22 protein-coding genes are annotated in these 20925 nt (G+C 28.9%); 13 read left to right on the top strand and 9 right to left on the bottom strand.

Annotated features, from left to right (window positions below):
- Nucleotides 1-2: 2 nt before the first annotated feature.
- The 5 genes from C4S76_RS05325 to C4S76_RS05305 all read right to left on the bottom strand — a co-directional run bounded on the left by C4S76_RS05325 (nucleotide 3) and on the right by C4S76_RS05305 (nucleotide 6460).
- The gene (locus tag C4S76_RS05325; RefSeq protein ID WP_105193385.1) at nucleotides 3-3164 is read right to left on the bottom strand and encodes an efflux RND transporter permease subunit; all 3162 of its coding nucleotides are present in this window, start codon (nucleotides 3162-3164) and stop codon (nucleotides 3-5) included.
- A gap of 46 nt (nucleotides 3165-3210) precedes the next feature.
- A complete protein-coding gene (locus tag C4S76_RS05320) occupies nucleotides 3211-4350 on the bottom strand; it encodes an efflux RND transporter periplasmic adaptor subunit (RefSeq protein ID WP_105193383.1) in 1140 nt (379 codons plus the stop codon).
- Between the two features lie 22 nt (nucleotides 4351-4372).
- Complete coding sequence (locus tag C4S76_RS05315) at nucleotides 4373-4906, bottom strand: MarR family winged helix-turn-helix transcriptional regulator (RefSeq protein WP_105193381.1); 534 nt, start codon at nucleotides 4904-4906, stop codon at nucleotides 4373-4375.
- A 72-nt stretch (nucleotides 4907-4978) separates the two neighbouring features.
- Entirely contained in the window at nucleotides 4979-5458 is a 480-nt protein-coding gene (locus C4S76_RS05310) for a MarR family winged helix-turn-helix transcriptional regulator (RefSeq protein ID WP_105193379.1), read from the bottom strand.
- Nucleotides 5459-5584: 126 nt separating this feature from the next.
- Nucleotides 5585-6460 (bottom strand): mechanosensitive ion channel family protein, encoded by an 876-nt coding sequence (locus C4S76_RS05305; RefSeq protein WP_105193377.1) that lies wholly within the window; start codon nucleotides 6458-6460, stop codon nucleotides 5585-5587.
- A 239-nt stretch (nucleotides 6461-6699) separates the two neighbouring features.
- Here C4S76_RS05305 and rbfA point away from each other — a divergent pair, with 239 nt between their 5' ends.
- From rbfA to C4S76_RS05240, 13 genes are all read left to right on the top strand, one after another.
- On the top strand, nucleotides 6700-7062 hold the full coding sequence (gene rbfA / locus C4S76_RS05300; RefSeq protein ID WP_105193375.1) for a 30S ribosome-binding factor RbfA: 363 nt from the start codon (nucleotides 6700-6702) through the stop codon (nucleotides 7060-7062).
- A gap of 3 nt (nucleotides 7063-7065) precedes the next feature.
- Nucleotides 7066-8259 (top strand): ABC transporter permease, encoded by a 1194-nt coding sequence (locus C4S76_RS05295; RefSeq protein WP_146105692.1) that lies wholly within the window; start codon nucleotides 7066-7068, stop codon nucleotides 8257-8259.
- A 430-nt stretch (nucleotides 8260-8689) separates the two neighbouring features.
- A complete protein-coding gene (locus C4S76_RS05290; protein ID WP_105193372.1) occupies nucleotides 8690-10009 on the top strand; it encodes a glycerate kinase type-2 family protein in 1320 nt (439 codons plus the stop codon).
- A 204-nt stretch (nucleotides 10010-10213) separates the two neighbouring features.
- On the top strand, nucleotides 10214-11725 hold the full coding sequence (locus C4S76_RS05285) for a YARHG domain-containing protein (RefSeq protein WP_105193370.1): 1512 nt from the start codon (nucleotides 10214-10216) through the stop codon (nucleotides 11723-11725).
- 75 nt (nucleotides 11726-11800) lie between these two features.
- Nucleotides 11801-12862, top strand: coding sequence for a chorismate synthase (gene aroC / locus C4S76_RS05280; protein WP_105193368.1), 1062 nt, complete (start codon nucleotides 11801-11803; stop codon nucleotides 12860-12862).
- Nucleotides 12863-12880: 18 nt separating this feature from the next.
- Complete coding sequence (locus C4S76_RS05275) at nucleotides 12881-13333, top strand: cupin domain-containing protein (protein WP_105193366.1); 453 nt, start codon at nucleotides 12881-12883, stop codon at nucleotides 13331-13333.
- Nucleotides 13334-13351: 18 nt separating this feature from the next.
- The gene (locus tag C4S76_RS05270) at nucleotides 13352-13963 is read left to right on the top strand and encodes a thioredoxin family protein (RefSeq protein WP_105193364.1); all 612 of its coding nucleotides are present in this window, start codon (nucleotides 13352-13354) and stop codon (nucleotides 13961-13963) included.
- Nucleotides 13964-13970: 7 nt separating this feature from the next.
- Nucleotides 13971-14495 carry a TlpA family protein disulfide reductase gene (locus C4S76_RS05265; RefSeq protein ID WP_105193362.1) on the top strand — a complete coding sequence of 175 codons (525 nt, stop codon included), beginning with the start codon at nucleotides 13971-13973 and terminating at the stop codon, nucleotides 14493-14495.
- 249 nt (nucleotides 14496-14744) lie between these two features.
- Nucleotides 14745-15644 carry a hypothetical protein gene (locus tag C4S76_RS05260; protein ID WP_105193360.1) on the top strand — a complete coding sequence of 300 codons (900 nt, stop codon included), beginning with the start codon at nucleotides 14745-14747 and terminating at the stop codon, nucleotides 15642-15644.
- Between the two features lie 159 nt (nucleotides 15645-15803).
- Complete coding sequence (locus C4S76_RS05255; RefSeq protein ID WP_105193358.1) at nucleotides 15804-16421, top strand: TetR family transcriptional regulator; 618 nt, start codon at nucleotides 15804-15806, stop codon at nucleotides 16419-16421.
- A 55-nt stretch (nucleotides 16422-16476) separates the two neighbouring features.
- A complete protein-coding gene (locus C4S76_RS05250; protein WP_146105691.1) occupies nucleotides 16477-17583 on the top strand; it encodes an MBL fold metallo-hydrolase in 1107 nt (368 codons plus the stop codon).
- Between the two features lie 41 nt (nucleotides 17584-17624).
- Nucleotides 17625-18026, top strand: coding sequence for a nuclear transport factor 2 family protein (locus tag C4S76_RS05245; RefSeq protein ID WP_105193355.1), 402 nt, complete (start codon nucleotides 17625-17627; stop codon nucleotides 18024-18026).
- Nucleotides 18027-18031: 5 nt separating this feature from the next.
- Nucleotides 18032-18799, top strand: a complete 768-nt coding sequence (locus C4S76_RS05240) for an SDR family NAD(P)-dependent oxidoreductase (RefSeq protein WP_245915797.1) — start codon at nucleotides 18032-18034, stop codon at nucleotides 18797-18799.
- A 287-nt stretch (nucleotides 18800-19086) separates the two neighbouring features.
- Here C4S76_RS05240 and C4S76_RS05235 read toward each other — a convergent pair whose 3' ends face one another.
- From C4S76_RS05235 to C4S76_RS11760, 4 genes are all read right to left on the bottom strand, one after another.
- Nucleotides 19087-19557, bottom strand: coding sequence for a hypothetical protein (locus tag C4S76_RS05235; RefSeq protein ID WP_105193353.1), 471 nt, complete (start codon nucleotides 19555-19557; stop codon nucleotides 19087-19089).
- Nucleotides 19554-19847: a hypothetical protein gene (locus C4S76_RS05230; RefSeq protein WP_105193352.1), complete on the bottom strand. Its 294-nt coding sequence runs from the start codon at nucleotides 19845-19847 to the stop codon at nucleotides 19554-19556. The genes C4S76_RS05235 and C4S76_RS05230 overlap by 4 nt, the downstream gene beginning before the upstream one ends.
- 77 nt (nucleotides 19848-19924) lie before the next feature.
- A complete protein-coding gene (locus tag C4S76_RS05225) occupies nucleotides 19925-20668 on the bottom strand; it encodes a hypothetical protein (RefSeq protein ID WP_105193351.1) in 744 nt (247 codons plus the stop codon).
- A gap of 77 nt (nucleotides 20669-20745) precedes the next feature.
- Nucleotides 20746-20925: hypothetical protein (locus C4S76_RS11760; protein WP_181044065.1), on the bottom strand; the 180-nt coding region annotated here is incomplete at its 5' end.

Below are 20925 nucleotides of genomic sequence, written 5' to 3'. Positions count from 1 at the left end.
CATTATTTTAATAAATCATCATCATCATCATCCGAAACAGTTATTTCTACAGGCTTAGATGTAAATCGTTCCTGTAAACTTTGGAATATAACAAATAACATCGGAGTAACAATAAGTCCTATTATAGTTCCTATCAACATTCCCCCAACAGCGGCTGTACCGATAGATCTATTTCCTGCAGCACCAGCACCTGAAGCCATCATAAGGGGTAATAAACCTAAAATAAATGCGAATGAAGTCATCAATATCGGTCTTAGACGTGCTTCTGCTCCATTAATCGCAGCTTCTGTAATAGACATTCCTTGCGCCCTTCTTTGTACGGCATATTCGACAATCAAAATGGAATTTTTAGCTAATAATCCAATTAACATAATTAAACTTATTTGCAGATATATATTATTTGTAATGTTAAATATTTTTGCAAAGATGAATGAGCCTGCTAATCCAATAGGTAATGATATAATTACAGATAAAGGTACGATGTAACTTTCGTATAATGCTGATAATAGAAAATAAACGAAAATTAAACAAAGAATAAAGATATATACCGTTTGAGAACCACTGTTTAAAACTTGTTCCCGAGTCATTCCAGAATAATCAAAAGAATAGCCTTCAGGCAATGTTTGAGCAGCAACTTCCTGTATGGCTTTAATTGCATCTCCCGGGCTATATCCGGCATTAGGTGCACCGTTTACTGGGATGGATTGATACATATTAAACCTTTCTAGTGCCTGAGGCCCATAAACTCTATCTAAAGTAATAAAAGCAGAGATAGGAGCCATTTCACCATTTGAATTTCTTACATACATTCCATTTAAATCAGTTAGATTTTTCCTGTATATAGGATCTGCTTGAATCATTACTTTATATTGTTTACCAAATTCATTGTAATTAGAAGCATATACACCTCCAATATAACCTTGAAGTGCATTAAGTATATTGTTAACTGTTAACCCAGCCTGTTTAACTTTAGCAACATTTACTGTGATTTGGTATTGAGGAAAATTAGGGTTAAAAGAGCTGGTTGCGTACATAATTTCAGGTCGTTGATTTAACGCTCCTAAAAACTTGTTACTTACTTCAAAGAATTTATTTATATTTCCACCTGTACGGTCTTGCAACTGAAATTCAAATCCATTAGATATACCAAATCCTTGTAAGGTAGGAGCTCCAAAGAATATGATTTTACCTCCCTGAATGGAAGCAGTTTTCATAAATAATTCTCCTACAACTTTATTAATTTCAATTCCTGGTCTTTCAGACCATGGTTTTAATTTAATAAGAACTGTAGAATAGTTATCTCCGGTACCACTTATGAAGCTAATACCATTAAGTTGAGCTATATGCTCAATGGTACCAATTCCGGAAGCAACATTAACTACCTGATTACCTATTTCTGTTGATCTTTCTAGAGAAGAAGCTGGTGGTAGAGCTATATCGCACATAATGAATCCACTATCTTCCTGAGGAACAAAATCTGTAGGAGTAGTTTTCATTAGAAAATATAACAAACCAACAAAAATTCCTATGATTACAAATACACTCCATTTTAAATGAGATGTCCAAGTTAAAATCGATTTATATTTAGCGGTCATACCATCAAAAGCCGTATTAAATCCATCTTTTAATTTTTGTACCACTCCTTTTTTCTTTTCATGTTCATCTTCTGCATGGGGTTTTAAGAAAACAGCACAAAGGGCAGGGCTTAACGTTAATGCATTAATAGCAGAAAGAATAATTGAGATAGCCAATGTAAGACCAAATTGTTTATAAAAAACTCCGGAAGTACCACTAATAAAACTTACTGGTATAAAAACCGCAGACATAACCAATGTAATAGAAACTATAGCTCCGGCTATTTCATCCATCGCATGTAAAGAAGCTTTTTTAGCATCCTTCATACCAGATTCAAGTTTGGCATGCACTGCCTCGACGACCACAATAGCATCGTCCACCACAATACCGATGGCTAGTACTAATGCAAATAAAGTTAGAATATTAATAGTAAATCCAAATAATGATAAGAAGAAGAATGTACCGACAATAGCTACAATAACGGATATTGCAGGAATTAATGTGGAACGGAAATCTTGTAAGAACACCAAAATCACAATAAATACTAAAATAAAGGCTTCTACCAGTGTATGGATTACTTTTTCTATAGAAGCATCCAAAAAGTCATTAGCGTTCATTAAATATACTGTTTCTATTCCTTTAGGATATAGTTTTTCAGCTTCTTTTAAAGTAGATTCTACGTTTTTTATGATTTCTTGCGCATTCGATCCGGCAGTCTGGGCAATACTTATTACAACAGAAGGTTTTCTGTCTATACTGGTAGTTATATTATACATTTCTGATCCTACCTCGACCTTGGCAATGTCTTTAACCCTAAGGACATCTCCATTAGGTAAAGATTTGATTACCATATTTTCAAATTGTTTAGCAGTAACTAATCTACCGGTATATTTTAGAGTATATTCAAAAGTTTGGTTACTATTTTGCCCTATAGTACCTGGCGCAGCCTCTAAGTTTTGCTCTGCAAGTACAGCACTTATATCATCTGGAGTAATACCATATGATGCCATTACATCAGGTTTTAGCCAGATTCTCATAGAATATGTATTAGCTCCTCTAGCCTGAGCATCACCAATACCAGAGATTCTTTTAATTTGAGGAAGGATATTTATATTGGCATAATTCTGCAAAAATTTAGAATCATATTCCGGTTTATTACTTATTAAACCAACATATAAAATGTTACTACTTTGTGTTTTTTGTACAATTACACCTTGTCGAGTTACTTCGGCAGGAAGTAAGCTGTTTGCACGGGCGGCTAAATTTTGAACGTTTACTGACGCAATATCTGCATTAGTACCAGACTTAAAGTTAATGGTAATTGTAGCACTCCCGTCATTACCTGCACGGGAAGTCATATAGGTCATATTTTCTACCCCGTTGATTTGCTCTTCTAAGGGAATAATTACACTTTTCATTACTACATCCGCATTTGCTCCCGGATAAGTGGTTGTTACCTGAACGGTAGGGGGAGCAATTTCCGGATATTGGGATACAGGTAGGGTTACGAGCCCTATAATTCCCAATATTACAATTATAATGGATATTACTGTAGAAAGTACAGGTCTTTCAATGAATGTCTTAAGCATTTTCTATTTTTTATTTTTATAATTATTGAAATAGGATTAATAATTATTATAGTTGAGGTTTAATTTGATCTCCATCTTTAAGATTTTGTATATTGTTTACAACAATTTTGTCATTTTCTTTTAATCCTGAATTTACTACGAATGACTGACCATCTGTAAGAGGAGTAACAGTAATACTAGTTTGTTTTACTTTATTATTACTTTGAACTACATAAGCAAATGTTTGTCCTTGTAATTCAAATGTAGCTTTTTGTGGAATTACCAATGCATTATTTATAGTTACAGGTATTCTTATAGACCCTGTTGAACCACTTCTTAGTAATCCTTGCGGATTTTCAAAGTTGGCTCTAAAATTAGCTGATCCGGTACCTGTATTGACTATACCGCTGATAGTTTCAATTTTACCTTTTTCTATATATTCAGTTCCATCTGAAAGAATAAGTTTTACAGGTTCTGCTCTTCGTATTTTTTCAGCTTGAGTAGATCCGGGTTTATCTTTCAAGAAATCCAATAGTTGTTTTTCATTCATTGAAAAATAAACATATACATTAGAAGTATTAGCTACTGTAGTTAATACATAGGAACTATTAACAAAGCTACCTAACCTTAAAGGAATAGAACCTACAACTCCATTGACAGGACTTGTTATATAAGTATAGTTTTGGTTAATGCGAGCATTAGCTAACTGAGTTTGTGCCTGATTTAAAGCAGCTCTTTTAACCTGGAGTGCATATTGAGCTGCCTGTAATTGATATTTACTAACAATTCCTTTTTGCACTAGAGGCTGTACTTTTTCCACTTCCATTTCAGCATTATTGACTTCTGCTACTGCTGTTTTTATAGCAGCTTCTGCATTTCGTATATTTTGAGTATATTGAGGAAAATCAAGGGTAAATAAAAGTTGACCTTTTCTCACAACAGAACCTTCATCTACCTCTATGGATTTAATAAATCCTTCTACCATAGGTCTTATTTCTATATCTTCTTTACCTTTTATGGTAGCAGGATAATCATTTTCCAAAACAGCAGTTTGAGAAGTAACAACTTTTACAGGATAGGGTAAAACTTGACTTTGCTTTCCGGCAGCAGCGGCAGCAGCTTTACTTTTTTCATCACCTCCACATGAACCTAAAATTATAGCTCCAGAGATTAATAGAGCAATAATTCGTATTTTGTTTAATTTCATATATCTCTTAATTATTTATTTTTTAATTATTATTTTCATTATTTTTCCAGCAATTATTATTTACTTGAAGCTTAGAGATTTCTTCATCATTGAGCTCATCTTTTGATAAAAGAATTAAATCATTTTGAAAATATTTTTGTTTATCTTCTAAAGGTTTAAAAAAAGAATTGTTAAACTCATGAATAATTTTACTAGCTTCTTCAATAATTTGTTTTCCGTTTTGTGTTATGGAAATGAGCTTGGTCCTAGAATCTTTTTTATTATATTTTCTATTTATCCATCCTTTTTTTTGAAGGGTTCTTAATACTGTAGAAGTGGTCATAGGATCTATGCCCGCCTTTACTGAGATATCTTTTTGTGTTACTTCTTTATTAAGACTGTTCATATGTAGTATTCCAAATAAAAGAAATAATTGACTGTGTGTAAGTTCTAGTTTTTCAAATTTTTTTTTAAATTCACGTTGCCAGTAGTTATTTACTTTCCATAGTAAAAAACCTGTTATATCATTTTCAGAAATGGTAAAAAAAATATCTTTATCAACCGTATTATTTGCCATCTGTTTTTGAATTGAAAGTGCAAATATATTAAGTACACTTATAAAAAAAAAATTTTTTTTATTTTTTATTTTTTAAATAGACTTAGTTTGAGTAATTTTATCTTCGTTTTTATAAATAATTAAATTCTGTTGAATAATTTTTAAACTTTTTAATAATTCCTCAATTTGATGGTTCGTTAATCTGGTTGTAGTTATTTCAATATGCTGTTTAGCTACTTTTTTAGCTTCTATATAAATTTCTTTTCCTTTTTCAGTGATAATAATAATTTTTTTTCTTCGATCTTTTAAAGCATTGATCCGTGATACATATTTTTTTTTCTCTAAGCAATCAATAGAGCGGGTAATAGAAGAATTATCCCTGTGAATTTTTTTTGAAATCCATTGCATTGATATTTCTTTATTTTCTTCTATTAATAGGTCTAAGATTAGAAACTGTTCAGGAGTAATATCTACATTAAATTCATTTAATCGAGCATTCAATACATTTCGTAATAAATTTTCAGTATAACTGATCTGATAGGAGATCGATGATTCTCTGTCGGATTTTATCATGAAAAAATTAATTCAATTGCATGTTAGTGCAAAATTTGATAGTGCAAATATATTACATTTAAATTAAAATAATCAAAACAAAATAGATTATTTTGAATAATTACCTAACTATAATAAAATATTTTATTATTTAGAATCGTCATTAGCCATGTGAATGGTCATTTGAGGGAAAGGAATATTGATTTTTTCTTCAGTAAACTTCTCATAAATTTTTTCATTTAAATAAAAGTAAACATTCCAATAATCTTTAGATTCAGTCCAAACTCTAATAACAAAATCAATTGAACTATCATTAAGTTTTATTAGTCCTATAAAGGGTTCAGGATCTCTTAAAACAGAAGAATTAGAATTTATGATATGAATAAGAATTTCTTTAACTTTTGTAAGAGGAGTTCCATAATCAACTCCTATAGTAATATCTACTCTTCTTTGTTTTTGTGTGGAGTAATTTAAAAGATTACCTGTTGATAATGGGCCATTAGGTATATAGATAGTTTTATTATCAGAAGTCGTTAAAATTGTATATAAAATCCCAATAGATTTTACAGTTCCTTCTTGGTTTTGTGCAGAAATATAATCTCCTATCTTTATAGATTTATTAAATAAAATCATTACACCTCCTGCAAAGTTTCCCAAATTATCTTTCATGGCCATACCTATAGCTAGTCCGGCTGAAGCAATCAATGCTGCAAAAGAAGTAGTTTGTATACCCAATACTCCAATAATAGACATAATTAAAAGAATAGTCAGAGTTATATTTACCAGATTACTTAAAAAAGATTTTAAAGAGTTATCTATTTTTTCCTTTTCTAAAATTCTATTTACAAATTTTTCTATCCACCGGATAATAAATTTGCCCACATAGTAAATAATAATACAGGTAATGATTTTAATACCTAATTCATAAAACAAATTAAGCAATTTGTCCATTAATTTTTCCAGTGTTAAAGAGTTAATAAATTTCTTTGCTTCTTCTCCGGTATTAATTTGATAGATATTCATATATTCTAGCCTAATTTTCTACTAATATAAGAATTGATTTCTAAAGGAAGAACAACAACAAGTAGAATTTTATGTTTTATTTTCATAAATATTATCTCTCAGGAATATATAAAAAAAGAGTGGCTAAAATCTTAGAAAAAAATTTTATTTATCATCTGATATTTTTCAGAGTTATACATAAAAGCTCTATTTTTTTCATAAAATGATTATTTTTGGTTAAAGTTGCATAAATTTGTAAAATGAAGGAAAATAATCGGCAAAAAAAAATTAACCAATTATTACAGGAAGAATTATCTATAATTTTTCAACGGCAGTCTTCTGCAATGGGAAAAGGAATATTAATAACGGTAACAGATGTAAAAATTACTGCAGATTTAAGTATATCAAAAGTATATTTAAGTATCTTTCCACAAGAATATAGAACTCCATTGATAAATGAAATCAATATTTTAAAACCTAAGATCAGAAAAATTTTAGGTACTAAACTTTCAAAACAGTTAAGACAAATTCCTCAATTATCCTTTTATTTAGAAACCTCTTTAGATGAAGTGGAAAAAATAGAAAAAGCCTTAAAAGGAGAAGATGAAAATCCTATAAGATAGTTAGTGAAAAATTTATCTTGGTATATAGCATTCAGATATTTTATATCTAAAAAGAGTACTCAAGCTGTTAGTATTATTATGTACACTTCTTTGGTAGCTATAGCTATAGCCACTTGTGCCATGTTTGTAATACTTTCGGTTTTCAGTGGTTTGGAAGGCTTTAATATTAAGTTATTTAGTGATATAAATCCTGATTTGAAAATTTTACCTGTTTCAGGTAAAACCATACAGAATTTAAATAAAGTTGAAAAGGTTTTATCTGCCAATGAAAATATAGAAGCCTATACCAAAGTTATAGAAGAGAAGGTATATGTAATGTACGATGATAAAGATGAAATAGCTTTTTTAAAAGGAGTGGATGAGAATTTTCTTAAGGTAGTTAAAATAGATACTTGTTTTCAAGTAGGAAAATTTCCGACAACTTCTCAAATCAAGAATATCTCTAAAGAAGCTGCATTTGGAAATGCACTTGCCTTTCGTTTAGGAATTCCTTTAGACAGTACTTCATTAGTCTCATTATATATGCCTAAACCTGGAAAAGGGCTTTTAACTATAGATAATGCTTTTGAGAAATGTAATGTCTATATGACAGGAGTGTTTGCATTAAATGATCAATATGAAAATTACATTTTTGTTCCTATAAGTACAGCTCAAAAATTATTAAATTTACCGATAGAGAGTGCTTTTTCTATAGAAATTAAATTAAAAAATAAACATATAGCCTCTACTCAATTACAAATAAAATCAGAATTAGGCGATGAATATCAGGTTTTAACAAGGCAAGAGCAAGATGCTCCATTCTTAAAAATGATGAAAATAGAACAGTTGTTTATTTATATGATTTTTATATTAGTTATTATAATTGCATCTTTTAACTTGGCAGGAGCTATTATTATAATTATTTTAGATAAGAAACATCAGTCAAAAGCTTTAATCTCATTAGGATATAGCATAAAAGGGCTGAAAAGATTATTTTTTACTATAGGAATAATTATAACTATTTCAGGAGTAATATTAGGAATAATTTTAGGAACAATACTTACCTGGATACAAGCTAATTTTGGCTTAGTAATGGCTAATTCTTATATGGCTTTTCCCATAAAATTTAGTATTTATAATTATCTTATAGTATTAAGTACTGTTTTATTTATTGGAGTTTTAATTTCATTTTTTTCATCTAGGAAATTGAATTTTTAATTTTTTTTATAAACTATAATCACATTATTTAAAATATATGTTTATTAGAGAATATTATTTCTGATATATTAAATATATGCTAAAAGTCATATAATAAAATGATTTAAAAACGATAATAGTATTTAATTTTGGGAAACTTTTACAAAACTATAAAAATAAAATACTAATTATTTATGTGTGCGTTTACGTTTACACCTTTACTGTCTGTATTATTTACTGTTATATTAATTGGAATTCTTTCGAACATTCTAAAGTTAGATACATTTATTTCTGTTTTAGAAATATTAATGTTTTCAATTTTAATGATTGTTTTAAAAAAAAGAATAGATATCCAAAATATTATTAAAATTTACTAAAAAAGTAATAAAGCACCTTCGAGTTTAAGATTTATAAGAGTGTTCTCTTTTATAACTTTTGAAGATGTAAAACAATGAATTCTATACAGATAGTTAAAAATATTTTTAAAGCAGGAGTAGAAAGTGTTCTACCGGATAAGTTAGTTCGTGAAAATGTAAAGCTTGAAAAAGATATTTTACATATTGCGAATATGCGCTATTCCCTATTGCAGATTGATAATATCTATGTTGTGGGAGCAGGAAAAGCTAGTGCTTTGATGGGGAAAGAACTGGAAACAATCCTGGGAAACCATATTACTGCAGGACATATTATAGTAAAATATGGACAAGCTTGTTCACTTACCTATATAAACATTACCGAAGCAGGTCATCCTATTCCTGATAAACAAGGATTTAAAGCAACCCAAGACATCATTACTCTGGCTAAAAAAGCTGAGGAAAGAGATTTGGTAATTTGCCTTTTTTCCGGAGGGGCATCTTCTTTATTAACTGACTTCCCAAATGAAGCTTCACCTGAAGACATTATAAAATTAAATGAAATTCTTCTAAAAAGTGGGGCTAACATAAATGAAATGAATGCCGTTCGTAAGCATGTATCAAAAGTAAAAGGAGGTCAGTTGGCTAAAGAAATATATCCCGCACAAACGGCAAGTCTTATATTGTCAGATGTTGTAGGTGATGGCTTGGATGTTATAGCTTCAGGTCCTACTACCTTTGATCAATCAACTTTTCTAGATGTAAAAAATATTATTTCAAAATATAATTTAGAAGACGAAATACCAGAAAATCTAAAAAAATATATAGAAAAAGGAGTAAAAGGAAATATTTCCGAAACACCGAAAATTAAAGATAAAATTTTCGATAAAGTGCATAATTTTATTATAGGCAGTAATTCAATAGCCTTGGAATATGCTCAAAAAAAAGCTAAAGATTTAGAAATTAATTCCATAATTATAACATCAAAATTAGAGGGTGATGCTTGTATAGTAGCAAAAAAAATAGTTGAAAGAGCATTAACAGAACAAAAGCAATTAAATATAGGGGAAAGTATCTGTTTATTGTTCGGTGGAGAAACTACGGTAAAAGTGGATGGGAAAGGATTGGGCGGAAGAAATCAACATTTAGCATTATGTGCAGCTCGTTTACTTTCAGGAAAAAAAGGAATTGTAATTCTTTCAGCAGGAACCGACGGCAATGATGGGCCTACCAATGCAGCCGGAGCTATAGTCACTGCAGATACAATAAAAGATGCAAAAAATAAAGGATTAGATATCAATTTATTTATAAATAAATTCGATTCTTATCATTTTTTTCAACAAGTAGGAGGACATTACATTACCGGTTCTACCTTAACCAATGTAATGGATCTTATAATAGTTTTGATAAAAAAATAATAAGTTAATTTAACTTATTTTTAATTATATTTTTTTAATTCTTAATTTATGTGTGAAGAACTATTTAATTTTTATAATTAAATAGTTCTTTTTTATGGTAAAAACAATATAAAAACCTTATTTGAGAATTAAATACATATAAAGTATAAAAAAAATTTTAGGATAAGATCATTTTAATTATTTTTGTGTAGTAAAGAACACATTATGAGAAATTTTTTTTTATTTATAATAATAACATTTCAGGCAATTGCTTTTGCACAAACTAAGAAAATATATAATAAATCAGGGAAAGAGATCGATGCCTCATTAATAGATGAAAATGTTGGAGATAATGCTAAGAAAGTAAATACAGTTTTTCTCTTTAAAAACGGAACCCGCAGTCATTTTATTAAAATTATGAACTTGGAGGGAAAAACTTACGCTCAAGGAATAAGTGAGTATGTTGTAATGGATTTTAATAGTAAAAAAGGAGGAGACCTCCATCGTAAAGTAGAAAAATTAACAAATTTAGTGATTGAAGATGGAAAATTAATTTCTGATCAGTTAAAAATTTCTTTTGTTTACCTTAAAGAAAAAGGGGTAAATTACGATAAAGAACAACCACCAATCAATATAATGGTTTGTACTCCAAATAAAAATAATACAGTCTCTACATGTAGACTAAATGATAGTCAAGAAGATATAATCCCTGAAGAAATACCTGGTAAGTATCCACAAACTTCTATCACACGTATAGGAGTTGAAGATTTAAAAAATAAGAAACCAAAAGAGCTGAATATTATGAAAAAAGAAATATATGCTCGGTATGGGTATAAGTTTTCAGATAAAAGTGATCAGGATTATTTTTTTGCTCAAAATTGGTATGAACCTGTTGTGGATAACAACTTAATACAATTAAATGAATTGGAAGAAGATAATGTAAATATGATATCACTTTATGAGAATAGTAACGAATATAAAAATCTAAATAACCCTTCATATAGTCATATTATACCGATAGAAACAACAAGTACTACACTTTTTGATAAAACCTATTTAAAAAGTATAAAAAATATAAAACAAGACACATTAGGCAATGGTAAATGTGAATTTACAGAATTTAATAGAAATGGAATTTCTACCTTTAAACATGACTGTATGATAAACAAATCTATATATGAAAATCTCTTTTATAATAATTTTTTAGTACAAAATATAGATCAGAATTATGACACTTATTTTTATTATAATAAAAATGGTCTTCCAATAAAAACAGTAAAATTAAATTATGAAAAAGGTACGACCAATGAAACTTATTATTATTATGATATAAACCAAAACATTAATAAAAAAGTAATCTATCAAAATAACTACTACAATAGTACCATCTATTATAACTACGATTACAATAATAACATGGTTAAAGAGTTTTATAAAGATGATGATGGCAATGAAGTTCAACCAATCGAATACTTCTATAATGAAGATAATATAAATACAGGGAATCTTACAAATAATGAACTGCAATGTGACTATACATTTAATGAAGCAAAAGATATTATAACAGAAATAGTATGCTATAAACATAAAGGGGAAGAAAAAGATATAAAATCAAAAAATGAAAGGAAAGTATTAGAAACAAAACGAGGAAAACATAAAAGGATAAGCTTTTTAAAATTATCAGAACTAGACGGAGCAAAATATGGAATATCTATAATAGAATTAAAATATTATTAAAAAAATTGGGTTTTCAATTCAGAAAATAAAAAAATAGAAATAAAAAAAGTGCATATTATTTCCTAAATTTGCTATATGTTCAACGAATTTGGAAAAGTTATAAAAATAACTACTTTTGGAGAAAGCCATGGTATTGCTATGGGGGGAATTATAGACGGATTTCCTGCTGGACTTACAGTTAATTTTGACCAGATACAAAAAGAATTGGATCGTAGGAAACCCGGTCAGTCCAAAATTGTAACACAAAGAAAAGAAGAAGATAAAGTAGAATTTCTTTCCGGCATATTTGAAGGAAAGACGACAGGTCAATCAATAGGGTATATTATTAAAAATACCAATCAAAAATCTAAAGATTACGAACATAATTTGCAGGTATTCAGACCTTCTCACGCAGATTATACCTATTTTTCAAAATATGGAATCAGAGATCATAGAGGAGGAGGGAGAACCTCAGCCAGAGAAACCGCTAATTGGGTAGTGGCTGGGGCCTTGTGTAAACAGTTGCTTCCAGATATTACTTTTCAGGCCTTTGTTTCATCCGTAGGAGATATAGAAACAAAAAAAGACATATATGATTTAGACCTTTCTCTTACAGAAAATAACATTGTAAGATGTCCAGATGAAGAAGTAGCCGAAAAAATGATTGAAAAAATAACTCAGATTAAAAAAAACGGAGACACAATAGGAGGAATTATTACCTGTGTAATAAAAAATGTTCCGGTAGGCTTGGGTGAACCCATTTTTGATAAATTATCATCACGTTTAGCTCAAGCAATGATGAGTATAAATGCCGCCAAAGGATTTGAAATAGGTAGTGGTTTTAAAGGAACCCGACTAACGGGTTCATTACATAATGATATTTTTGCAGAAGGCGGAAAAACGCTAACCAATCATTCAGGAGGTATTCAGGGAGGAATATCCAACGGTATGGATATTATATGTAGAGTAGCTTTCAAACCGGTAGCAACAATCATGAAAAAACAGGATACCATAGATGAGAACGGAAACAAAGCAGAAATACATGGGAAAGGTAGACACGATCCCTGTGTAGTTCCACGTGCAGTTCCTATTGTAGAAGCTTTGGCAGCAATGGTCATAGCAGATTTTTCATTACTCAATAAACTAAGAAAAATATAAAACTCATAAAAAAATACTATGGAAGCAAACGAACAAGCTGAAATACTTAAAAAAATTTCTCCTTATGTAGACTTAAAATTTTATCCCTTCGGAAAACAAGAAAATGGAGTTTGTGAAATCATAAAAAGAGAATCTATGTACAATGGAAAAGGAGTAGTATATATGATTTCTACCATACAATCGGGTGAATTGGTAAATAATCGTTTCGCACAATATATGGTACTTCTAAATAAAGGAGATGAAGGAGGTTTTCATGATCATGGAAGTAAAAAAGAACAAGAATTATATGTCATTGTACATGGAAAAGGAAAATATACCGAAAGGAGAGGAGAAAATGAAATAATAAAAGAAGTAGAGGTACAAAAAGGCAATATTACAGCTATTCAGGGTATAGGTAATTATCATTCTATCATAAATACAGGAGATGAGCCCTTGATTATATTTGTGGTGGCAACTAATGAAAAACCCTAAAAAAAATTACATTTTTAAATGATGGAACCGTCAATAGATTTACGATATTTTTGGAATAAGGGAGTTTCTTATGAAAAATATAAAGAAATAATAACCCTGCAGGAAAAACAAGAAATCCATTCTTCTAATGAAAATATTAAAAAATTAGCCGAATATACGCGTCTGAATCTTAGCCGAATTCATAGAAATGATAAAACTTTGGTATTGGAAGAATCTGTAATTAAGCAATTGGCTAGCCTTTCCCATAAAATAAATATACTGGTTATATCCGAAGGTTGGTGTGGAGATGCAAGTCAAATTGTACCTGTTATCAATAAAATGGTTAGGTGCACAGATAAATTAGATATAAGGTTAGTATTTAGAGATGAAAATGAAAGGCTTATAAACCAATATCTTACAAACGGAGGAAAAGCAATTCCTATTGTTATCCTTATAAATGCAGAAACTTTTCAGGAAATTGCCCATTGGGGGCCTCGCCCGCAACCATGTACCCCCTTTCTCCAAAAATATAAATCCGATCCGCAACATTATTCCCATGATGATTTTGCTATAGATATTCAAAACTTTTATAATCAAGATAAAGGTCATACTATATCCAAAGAATTGACGCGTCTTATAGTTAAAAGTTAAAAATGGTATGAAAGTAAGACCGGTTTATATATTAAATTTCACCTTAATAATTATTATTTTAGCCGTGTTATTTACTCCATTCAGGAAATTATTAGAAAAAATACAATCCAACGATGCTCAAAGTGAATATTTTATACCTAAAACATTATCAGAAAAACAATATGATATAGATTTAAAAGGAATCAATACTTCAGATATCAATCTTAGAGTATTTAAACGAAAAAAGATATTCCTGCATTTTTGGGGTACCTGGTGTCCCATATGTGTAAAGGAAATGCCGCAGATTCAGAAACTATATAATGAAAAAGGAAAAAAATATCAGTTTGTTTTAATTTATATGAAAGAACCAAAAGAAAATGTACTACGGTTTTTACAAGAGAATTCTTATACTTTTCCTGTTTATGATGCAAATAGTCCTATAGAAACTTCGCTTTTACCTACAGTTTTTCCCACTACCTTCCTCATTGATGAAAAAGGAAATATAACTGATAAAATTGAAGGAGAAAAAGATTGGAGTAATTTAGATTTTTAAAAACTATTTTAATTTATTTAAAAAACAAGTTGAAATAAATAGAATTCAGCTTCTACAAAAAAATAAGCTTGAGGTAGGCAAAACAAAATAAAGTTAGAATATAATTAAAATAAGGGTATAGATAAGTTTTATCTTCGTTTTACATTTTTTTTAAATAAAAATCCTCTTTTTTTAGTACATTTTATTTAATTATAAATATTGTTTAAATGTATATTTTTATGTAAATTTAGTTTTACCAATAAAAAGTTAATGGATGTAAAGACGGTTATACAAAGAAATTCTAAAGATATTGCTTTTATAGTAGGAAATGGAATAAATCGATACCCGAATAATCCCAAAGCTATATCTTGGGACGATTTACTGATTAAACTCTGGGATAAATTCTCATTCAGTACCATTTCAGAAGTACCTCAGGGAATATCGCTAACAGAATTTTATGATTTATTGGATATTGAAAACTCTACATCCCATACAAACAATGAAATACAAAAAGAAGCCTGTATATTACTGGAAAGCTGGAGTAATGAACCCCATCATAAATCTTTTTTAGAAAAAGCAAAGCAGCTTAAGGCACCGGTTCTCACTACAAATTTTGACTTAGTACTGCCCCAAGCCCTAAAACTGAAATCCTTTGATATTGAAAAAAAAGGATTTACCGATTTTTATCCTTGGAAAACTTATTACGGAGAAAGACAATGGACATTTCCTACCGATGGATTTGGCGTATGGTTTATAAACGGTTTTATTAAATATCATAGAAGTATTCGGTTGGGGCTATCCCAATATATGGGCTCGGTAGAAAGAGCCCGGTATTTAATACACAAAGGAGACGAGAATAATTTATTCACAGGGAAAAATATGAATAACTGGGAAGGAAATAAAACTTGGCTTCATATTATTTTCAACAAATCGCTTTGTATTTTTGGTTTAGGATTAGAAGAAAATGAAGTATTTTTAAGATGGCTGTTAATAGAGAGGGCAAAATATTTCAGGAAATTTCCTGAAAGGAAAAGAAAAGGATGGTACATTGTAAAACCCGACAACATTAACACACAATATAAAGGGAAAAAATATTTTTTAGAAAAATTAGGATTCGAAGTTATTGAGGCCGATAACTATGATGATATTTATAAAACTCCTTGGGAATAATAGACAATATAAAAAGGAAAAACAATTTAAGAAAACACAGGTCATACCTTTCTAAACCTTATTTTTCAATGCATTATATAAATTTTCACAAAGTTCATGAAGTATTATAAATAATATTTATATATTTACCGAGAATTAGTCATATGACTAAATTTAAAAATGAAAAAGGAAGTAGAAAAGAAAATAATAAATGCAGCTCGTGAGCTTTTTTATGAAAAAGGTTTTACAGGAACTACCGTGCGCGATATTTCCGGTAAGGCAGAAGTAAACCTTGCATTGTTACATTACTATTTCAGGACGAAAGATAAAATATTCGAAATTGTGTTTAGTGAAGCTTTTTCTTTATTATTCAAACGCTTAAATAAAGCTTTATCTTCAGATGTCGATATTTTTGAAAAGATCAAACTAATTATCTCCTCTTATATAAGTACATGTGCAAAATATCCTCAGCTTGCTTCCTTTATAATGCATGAATTGTCTGTAAATTCCGAGTTTGTTTGGACAATTATTACTTCCTATAAAGAAAAGCAAGATATAAATAATAATTATGCATTTTTTTTTGAAGAGATTAAAAAATTAGGAAAAGAAAAAAAGATACAAGAAATTGATCCTAAAGTATTATTTATAGATATTATGTCCCTATCCCTATTTCCTTTTATGGCAAATGAATTTATCTCTAATTTCCTTTACCCAAAAAAGAAAACAGAATTTAATAAAATGATTAAAGATAGAACCGTGCATGTATATAATCTGATTATAAACAGTATAACAATATAATTTTTTTTACTTTTAATTTAGTCATTTGACTAAATTAAAAAACCAAGACAAAGCTATGAAACTGTTAAAAACCAAGAAAAGAAAAAGAATATTACAATTAATTGGAATCGCTGTTTTGTTTTGTATAATAGGATATAACACTTTATTTAGAAGTCAGAATATGATAGAATATAGAATAAACCCGAGTCTGGTTTGTGTTAACCCGAATTGGAAAGGAAATGTATTTATAAATGGAAAATTCCAAAATGACACGATTCCCGAATCGGCTCCGTTATTAGAAGTACTAAAATGGAAATTTAGTAAAAATCCGCAGAAAAAAGAAAAAAAAGAGGAAAACTATAGGTTAACGGTCGAATCTATAGATAGTTTTTCAGATACTAAAAATAAAATTATATGGTTGGGACATGCTACATTTTTAATTCAATTAGATGGAGCTCGAATAATTACAGACCCGGTATTCGGAGATATTCCGACAAAAAAAAGAAAAGTGCAGCTTCCTTGCAATCCCGATTCCTTAAAGAATATAGATTATTTGCTTGTCTCGCACGACCATCGTGATCACTTTGATAAAAAATCAATAGAGCAATTACATCTAAATAATCCATTCATACAAGCATTAGCCCCTCTTGAAGCAAAAAGGCTATTTTCTACCAAAAAATTAAAAAAAATTCCTTTACAAGAAGCAGGATGGTATCAAGAGTACAATATAGAAAAAGATATACGAATTGTCTTTCTTCCTGCTAAGCATTGGGGCAGGCGTTCCTTAAATGATTTTAATAAAACCCTTTGGGGAAGTTTCTTGATAATTGGGAAGAAAACCAAGGTTTTTTTTGCAGGAGATAGCGCATATCATCCGCATATATATAAAGATATTTATAATCTGTTTGGAGCCATAGATATATGCATATTTCCAATAGGGGCTTATTCTCCTGAGTACATGATGGCTTCCTCACATATGAATCCGGAAGAAGCAGTAAACGCATTTAATGATTTAAAAGGAAAAATATTTATTCCTATGCATTATGGAACTTTTGATTTGTCCGACGAACCTTTAGGAGAACCCATAAAAAGGTTAATAACAGCAATTATAGAAAATAACCGGGCCAATAAGTTAACAGAACTTTCAATCGGCGGAACTTATTTAATTGACAACCTCAAATAAGAAAATAATAAATAAATGTTTAACTATTAAAATAAAAAGAAATGAACGAAAAAGAAGTCATTGAAGAATTAATAAGAAAAAGTTTTTTGAACGGAGCTTTAAACGAACTGAATGTGAATGATATGGATCAAGGATTTCATCCTGATTTCAACATATTGATTCCTCAACAAAATAACCTGTTTAAACTGCCTTTGGATATGTGGAAGAATGTGGTTATGGAGTATAAGACGAATCCTGAGAAAAATCAAACTAAATTAAGAGAGGTTGATTATAAACTTACGGTTCTGGATATAACCGACGCTGCCGCAGTTGTTAAAGTAGAATTGTTTAGAGATGACATACAACTCAGTACCGATTTTATTTCTTTAATAAAATTTCCAAATGGGTGGAAAGCAGTAGCAAAAGTATCTAATGAACATGTTCCTAACCCTTTTAATCTTTAATAATTATGTTAAAAAATAAATATGCTGTAATAACAGGAGGAAGCGATGGAATTGGTTTTGCTATCGCTGAAATGTTTGCAAAAAATGGGGCTGATATATGTATAGTGGCCCGGAATGAGGAAAAACTATTAGAAGCCAAAAATAATTTAAAAACTTATGGTACATCTATTTCTGTAATCAATGGAGATTTGTCAGACATATCGGCAATAAAAGATATTTCTGATAAAATTTTAGAAATTTCACCCGATATTGACATATTGGTCAATAATGCAGGGATAGGTCGTTTTATTCCTTTTGAGCAGATGGATAGCAATCTTTTCGATATGCATCTTAATTTAAATGTGAGAGCACCCTATTTTTTAAGCCAATATTTGTTAGGTTCCCTTATAAAAAATAAAGGCAATATTATAAATATTTCTTCTTATTTCTCTAAAAGAATGTTGGCAGGAAATTGTTCTACTGTATATTCCCTAACCAAAGGTGCATTAGAATCATTTACAAAATCACTGGCATTTGAAATTGGCAAAAAAGGAGTTCGCGTAAATGCCATTGCTCCGGGCTCAATAAATACCCCTCAATTAAGAACCAACCTATCATTAATGAATGACAATGAAAAACAAAAAATACAGAGTTTAATTCCCATGATATACCCATTGGGTCGAATCGGTTCAACAGAAGATATCGCTCATATGGCTACATTTTTAGCCTCCGAAAATGCAAATTGGATTACAGGTGCAATTATGTCTGTAGACGGAGGTTTAACCACAAATTAAATCATTAAATAAGTCATATGATTTTCTCTTAAAGAATTAGAAAAAAAACATATTCCATATAATATATTATAATATTTCGTGGGTATATTTAATAAAACTCAAAAGGATAATCGTATGTTTTTTTTCTAATTCAAGAGAAAACAATCCATGAGCCAAGGTTTAGCCTAAACTATTTTTGATTTTATATTTGCTGATTAGGGCTAGGTATCATAAAAGCTTAGTTTTTCAATATTTGCACAGATATAAAAAATAAAGATTTTATATTATTACCGTTTAAAGATTTAGTTTTATTTCTTTGTCTTAGGTCGTATTACATATAAACCACCTGAATGAGGTATTTTACTATAATTCTTATATATATATATAAATATATATCCTTTTTTATATAATTCTTCATTTCCAAAAAAATTAATATTTTTATTTAAATTACTATTAAATTTAAAATGGATTTTTTCCTTAGGCATTTGCAATTCTGCATAGAGTATATTATACCGTAATGAACGGGTTTCAATAACAGCTTGTTTTATTTCTTCCTTACTGTCTTTATATTCTTCTAATATTTTATTTTTCTTTTCTTCAGAAATTTCACTATAATATTCCTTATTAACAATTTTATAATATTTCTCTGCTTCAGGGAATTTAAAATCTACTAAATCATTTTTTTTCTTATAATTATCTTCAAAAATCAATTTGTATCTTTTAATACTATCCTCGTTATTAATGGTATCTTTTTTATTAGTTAGACAATTATATTTCATATAATAAGCAATAGAATTATCACGGTCATATATATAAAAAAAATCATATTTTTTTTATTAAAATATATCAAAGGCATTTGATTAATTTCCTCAGCATGAGAAAATCTTGGGTCAGCGGGATAACGTTCTCCAAAAATGGTTAATAATTCGACTTCTTTAGGAAAGATTGTACTTATTTCATATTTATCACTTTCTATTCCCTCATCAATATATGTATATTTAGAATAATCTTCTTTAGTTTTGCAGCTTATAAAAAGTAAAATACCTAATAATAAAATAGAGTTTTTCATAAAAGGTTAGTTTTTCAATATTTGCACAGATATAATAAAATAAAGACTTTATATTATTACCGTTTAAAGATTTAGTTTTATTTCTTTGTTTTAGGGCGTATTACATATAAACCGCCAGAATGTGGGAACATATCCAAATTATAAAAAATATATATAAACATATATCCTTTTTTATATAATTCTTCATTTCCAAAAAACTCTATTTTCTTTTTTAAATCACTATTAAATTTAAAATGGATTTTTTCCTTAGGCATTTGCAATTCTGCATAAAGGATATTATATCTTATTGAAAAAGTTTTTATGATATCTTGTTTTATTTCTTCCTTACTGTCTTTATATTCTTCTAATATTTTATTTTTCTTTTCTTCAGAAATTTCACTATAATATTCCTTATTAACAATGTTATAATATTTTTCTGCTTCAGGGAATTTAAAATTAACAAATTTATTTTCCTTATGAGCATAAGAATTACGTATAACATTCATGTCTTCAGTACTTAAAGTATCAATCATATTTTTTGACATATTATATTTGAAATCATTAGTTTTATTATTATTCTTATATCTAAAATACAAAAAATTAGACTGATCATATGCAATTAAAGGCATTTGATTGATTTCCTCAGCACGATAGGTTCTTGGGTCAGAAGCATAAGGGGGACCAAAAATGGTAAATAATTCCACTTCTTTAGGAAAGATTGTACTTATTTCATATTTATCACTTTCTATTCCCTCATCAATATATGTATATTTAGAATAATCTTCTTTAGTTTTACAGCTTGTAAAAAGTAAAATACCTAATAATAAAATATAGTTTTTCATAAAAGGTTAGTTTTTCAATATTTGCACAGATATAATAAAATAAAGACTTTATATTATTACCGTTTAAAGATTTAGTTTTATTTCTTTGTTTTAGGGCGTATTACATATAAACCGCCAGAATGTGGGAACATATCCAAATTATAAAAAATATATATAAACATATATCCTTTTTTATATAATTCTTCATTTCCAAAAAACTCTATTTTCTTTTTTAAATCACTATTAAATTTAAAATGGATTTTTTCCTTAGGCATTTG

The sequence above is a fragment of the Apibacter adventoris genome, assembly GCF_002964965.1.
Lineage (GTDB): Bacteria > Bacteroidota > Bacteroidia > Flavobacteriales > Weeksellaceae > Apibacter > Apibacter adventoris.
The sequence above is the reverse complement of the archived record's forward strand: the minus strand, read 5'-3'. Positions and strand labels throughout refer to the sequence as shown.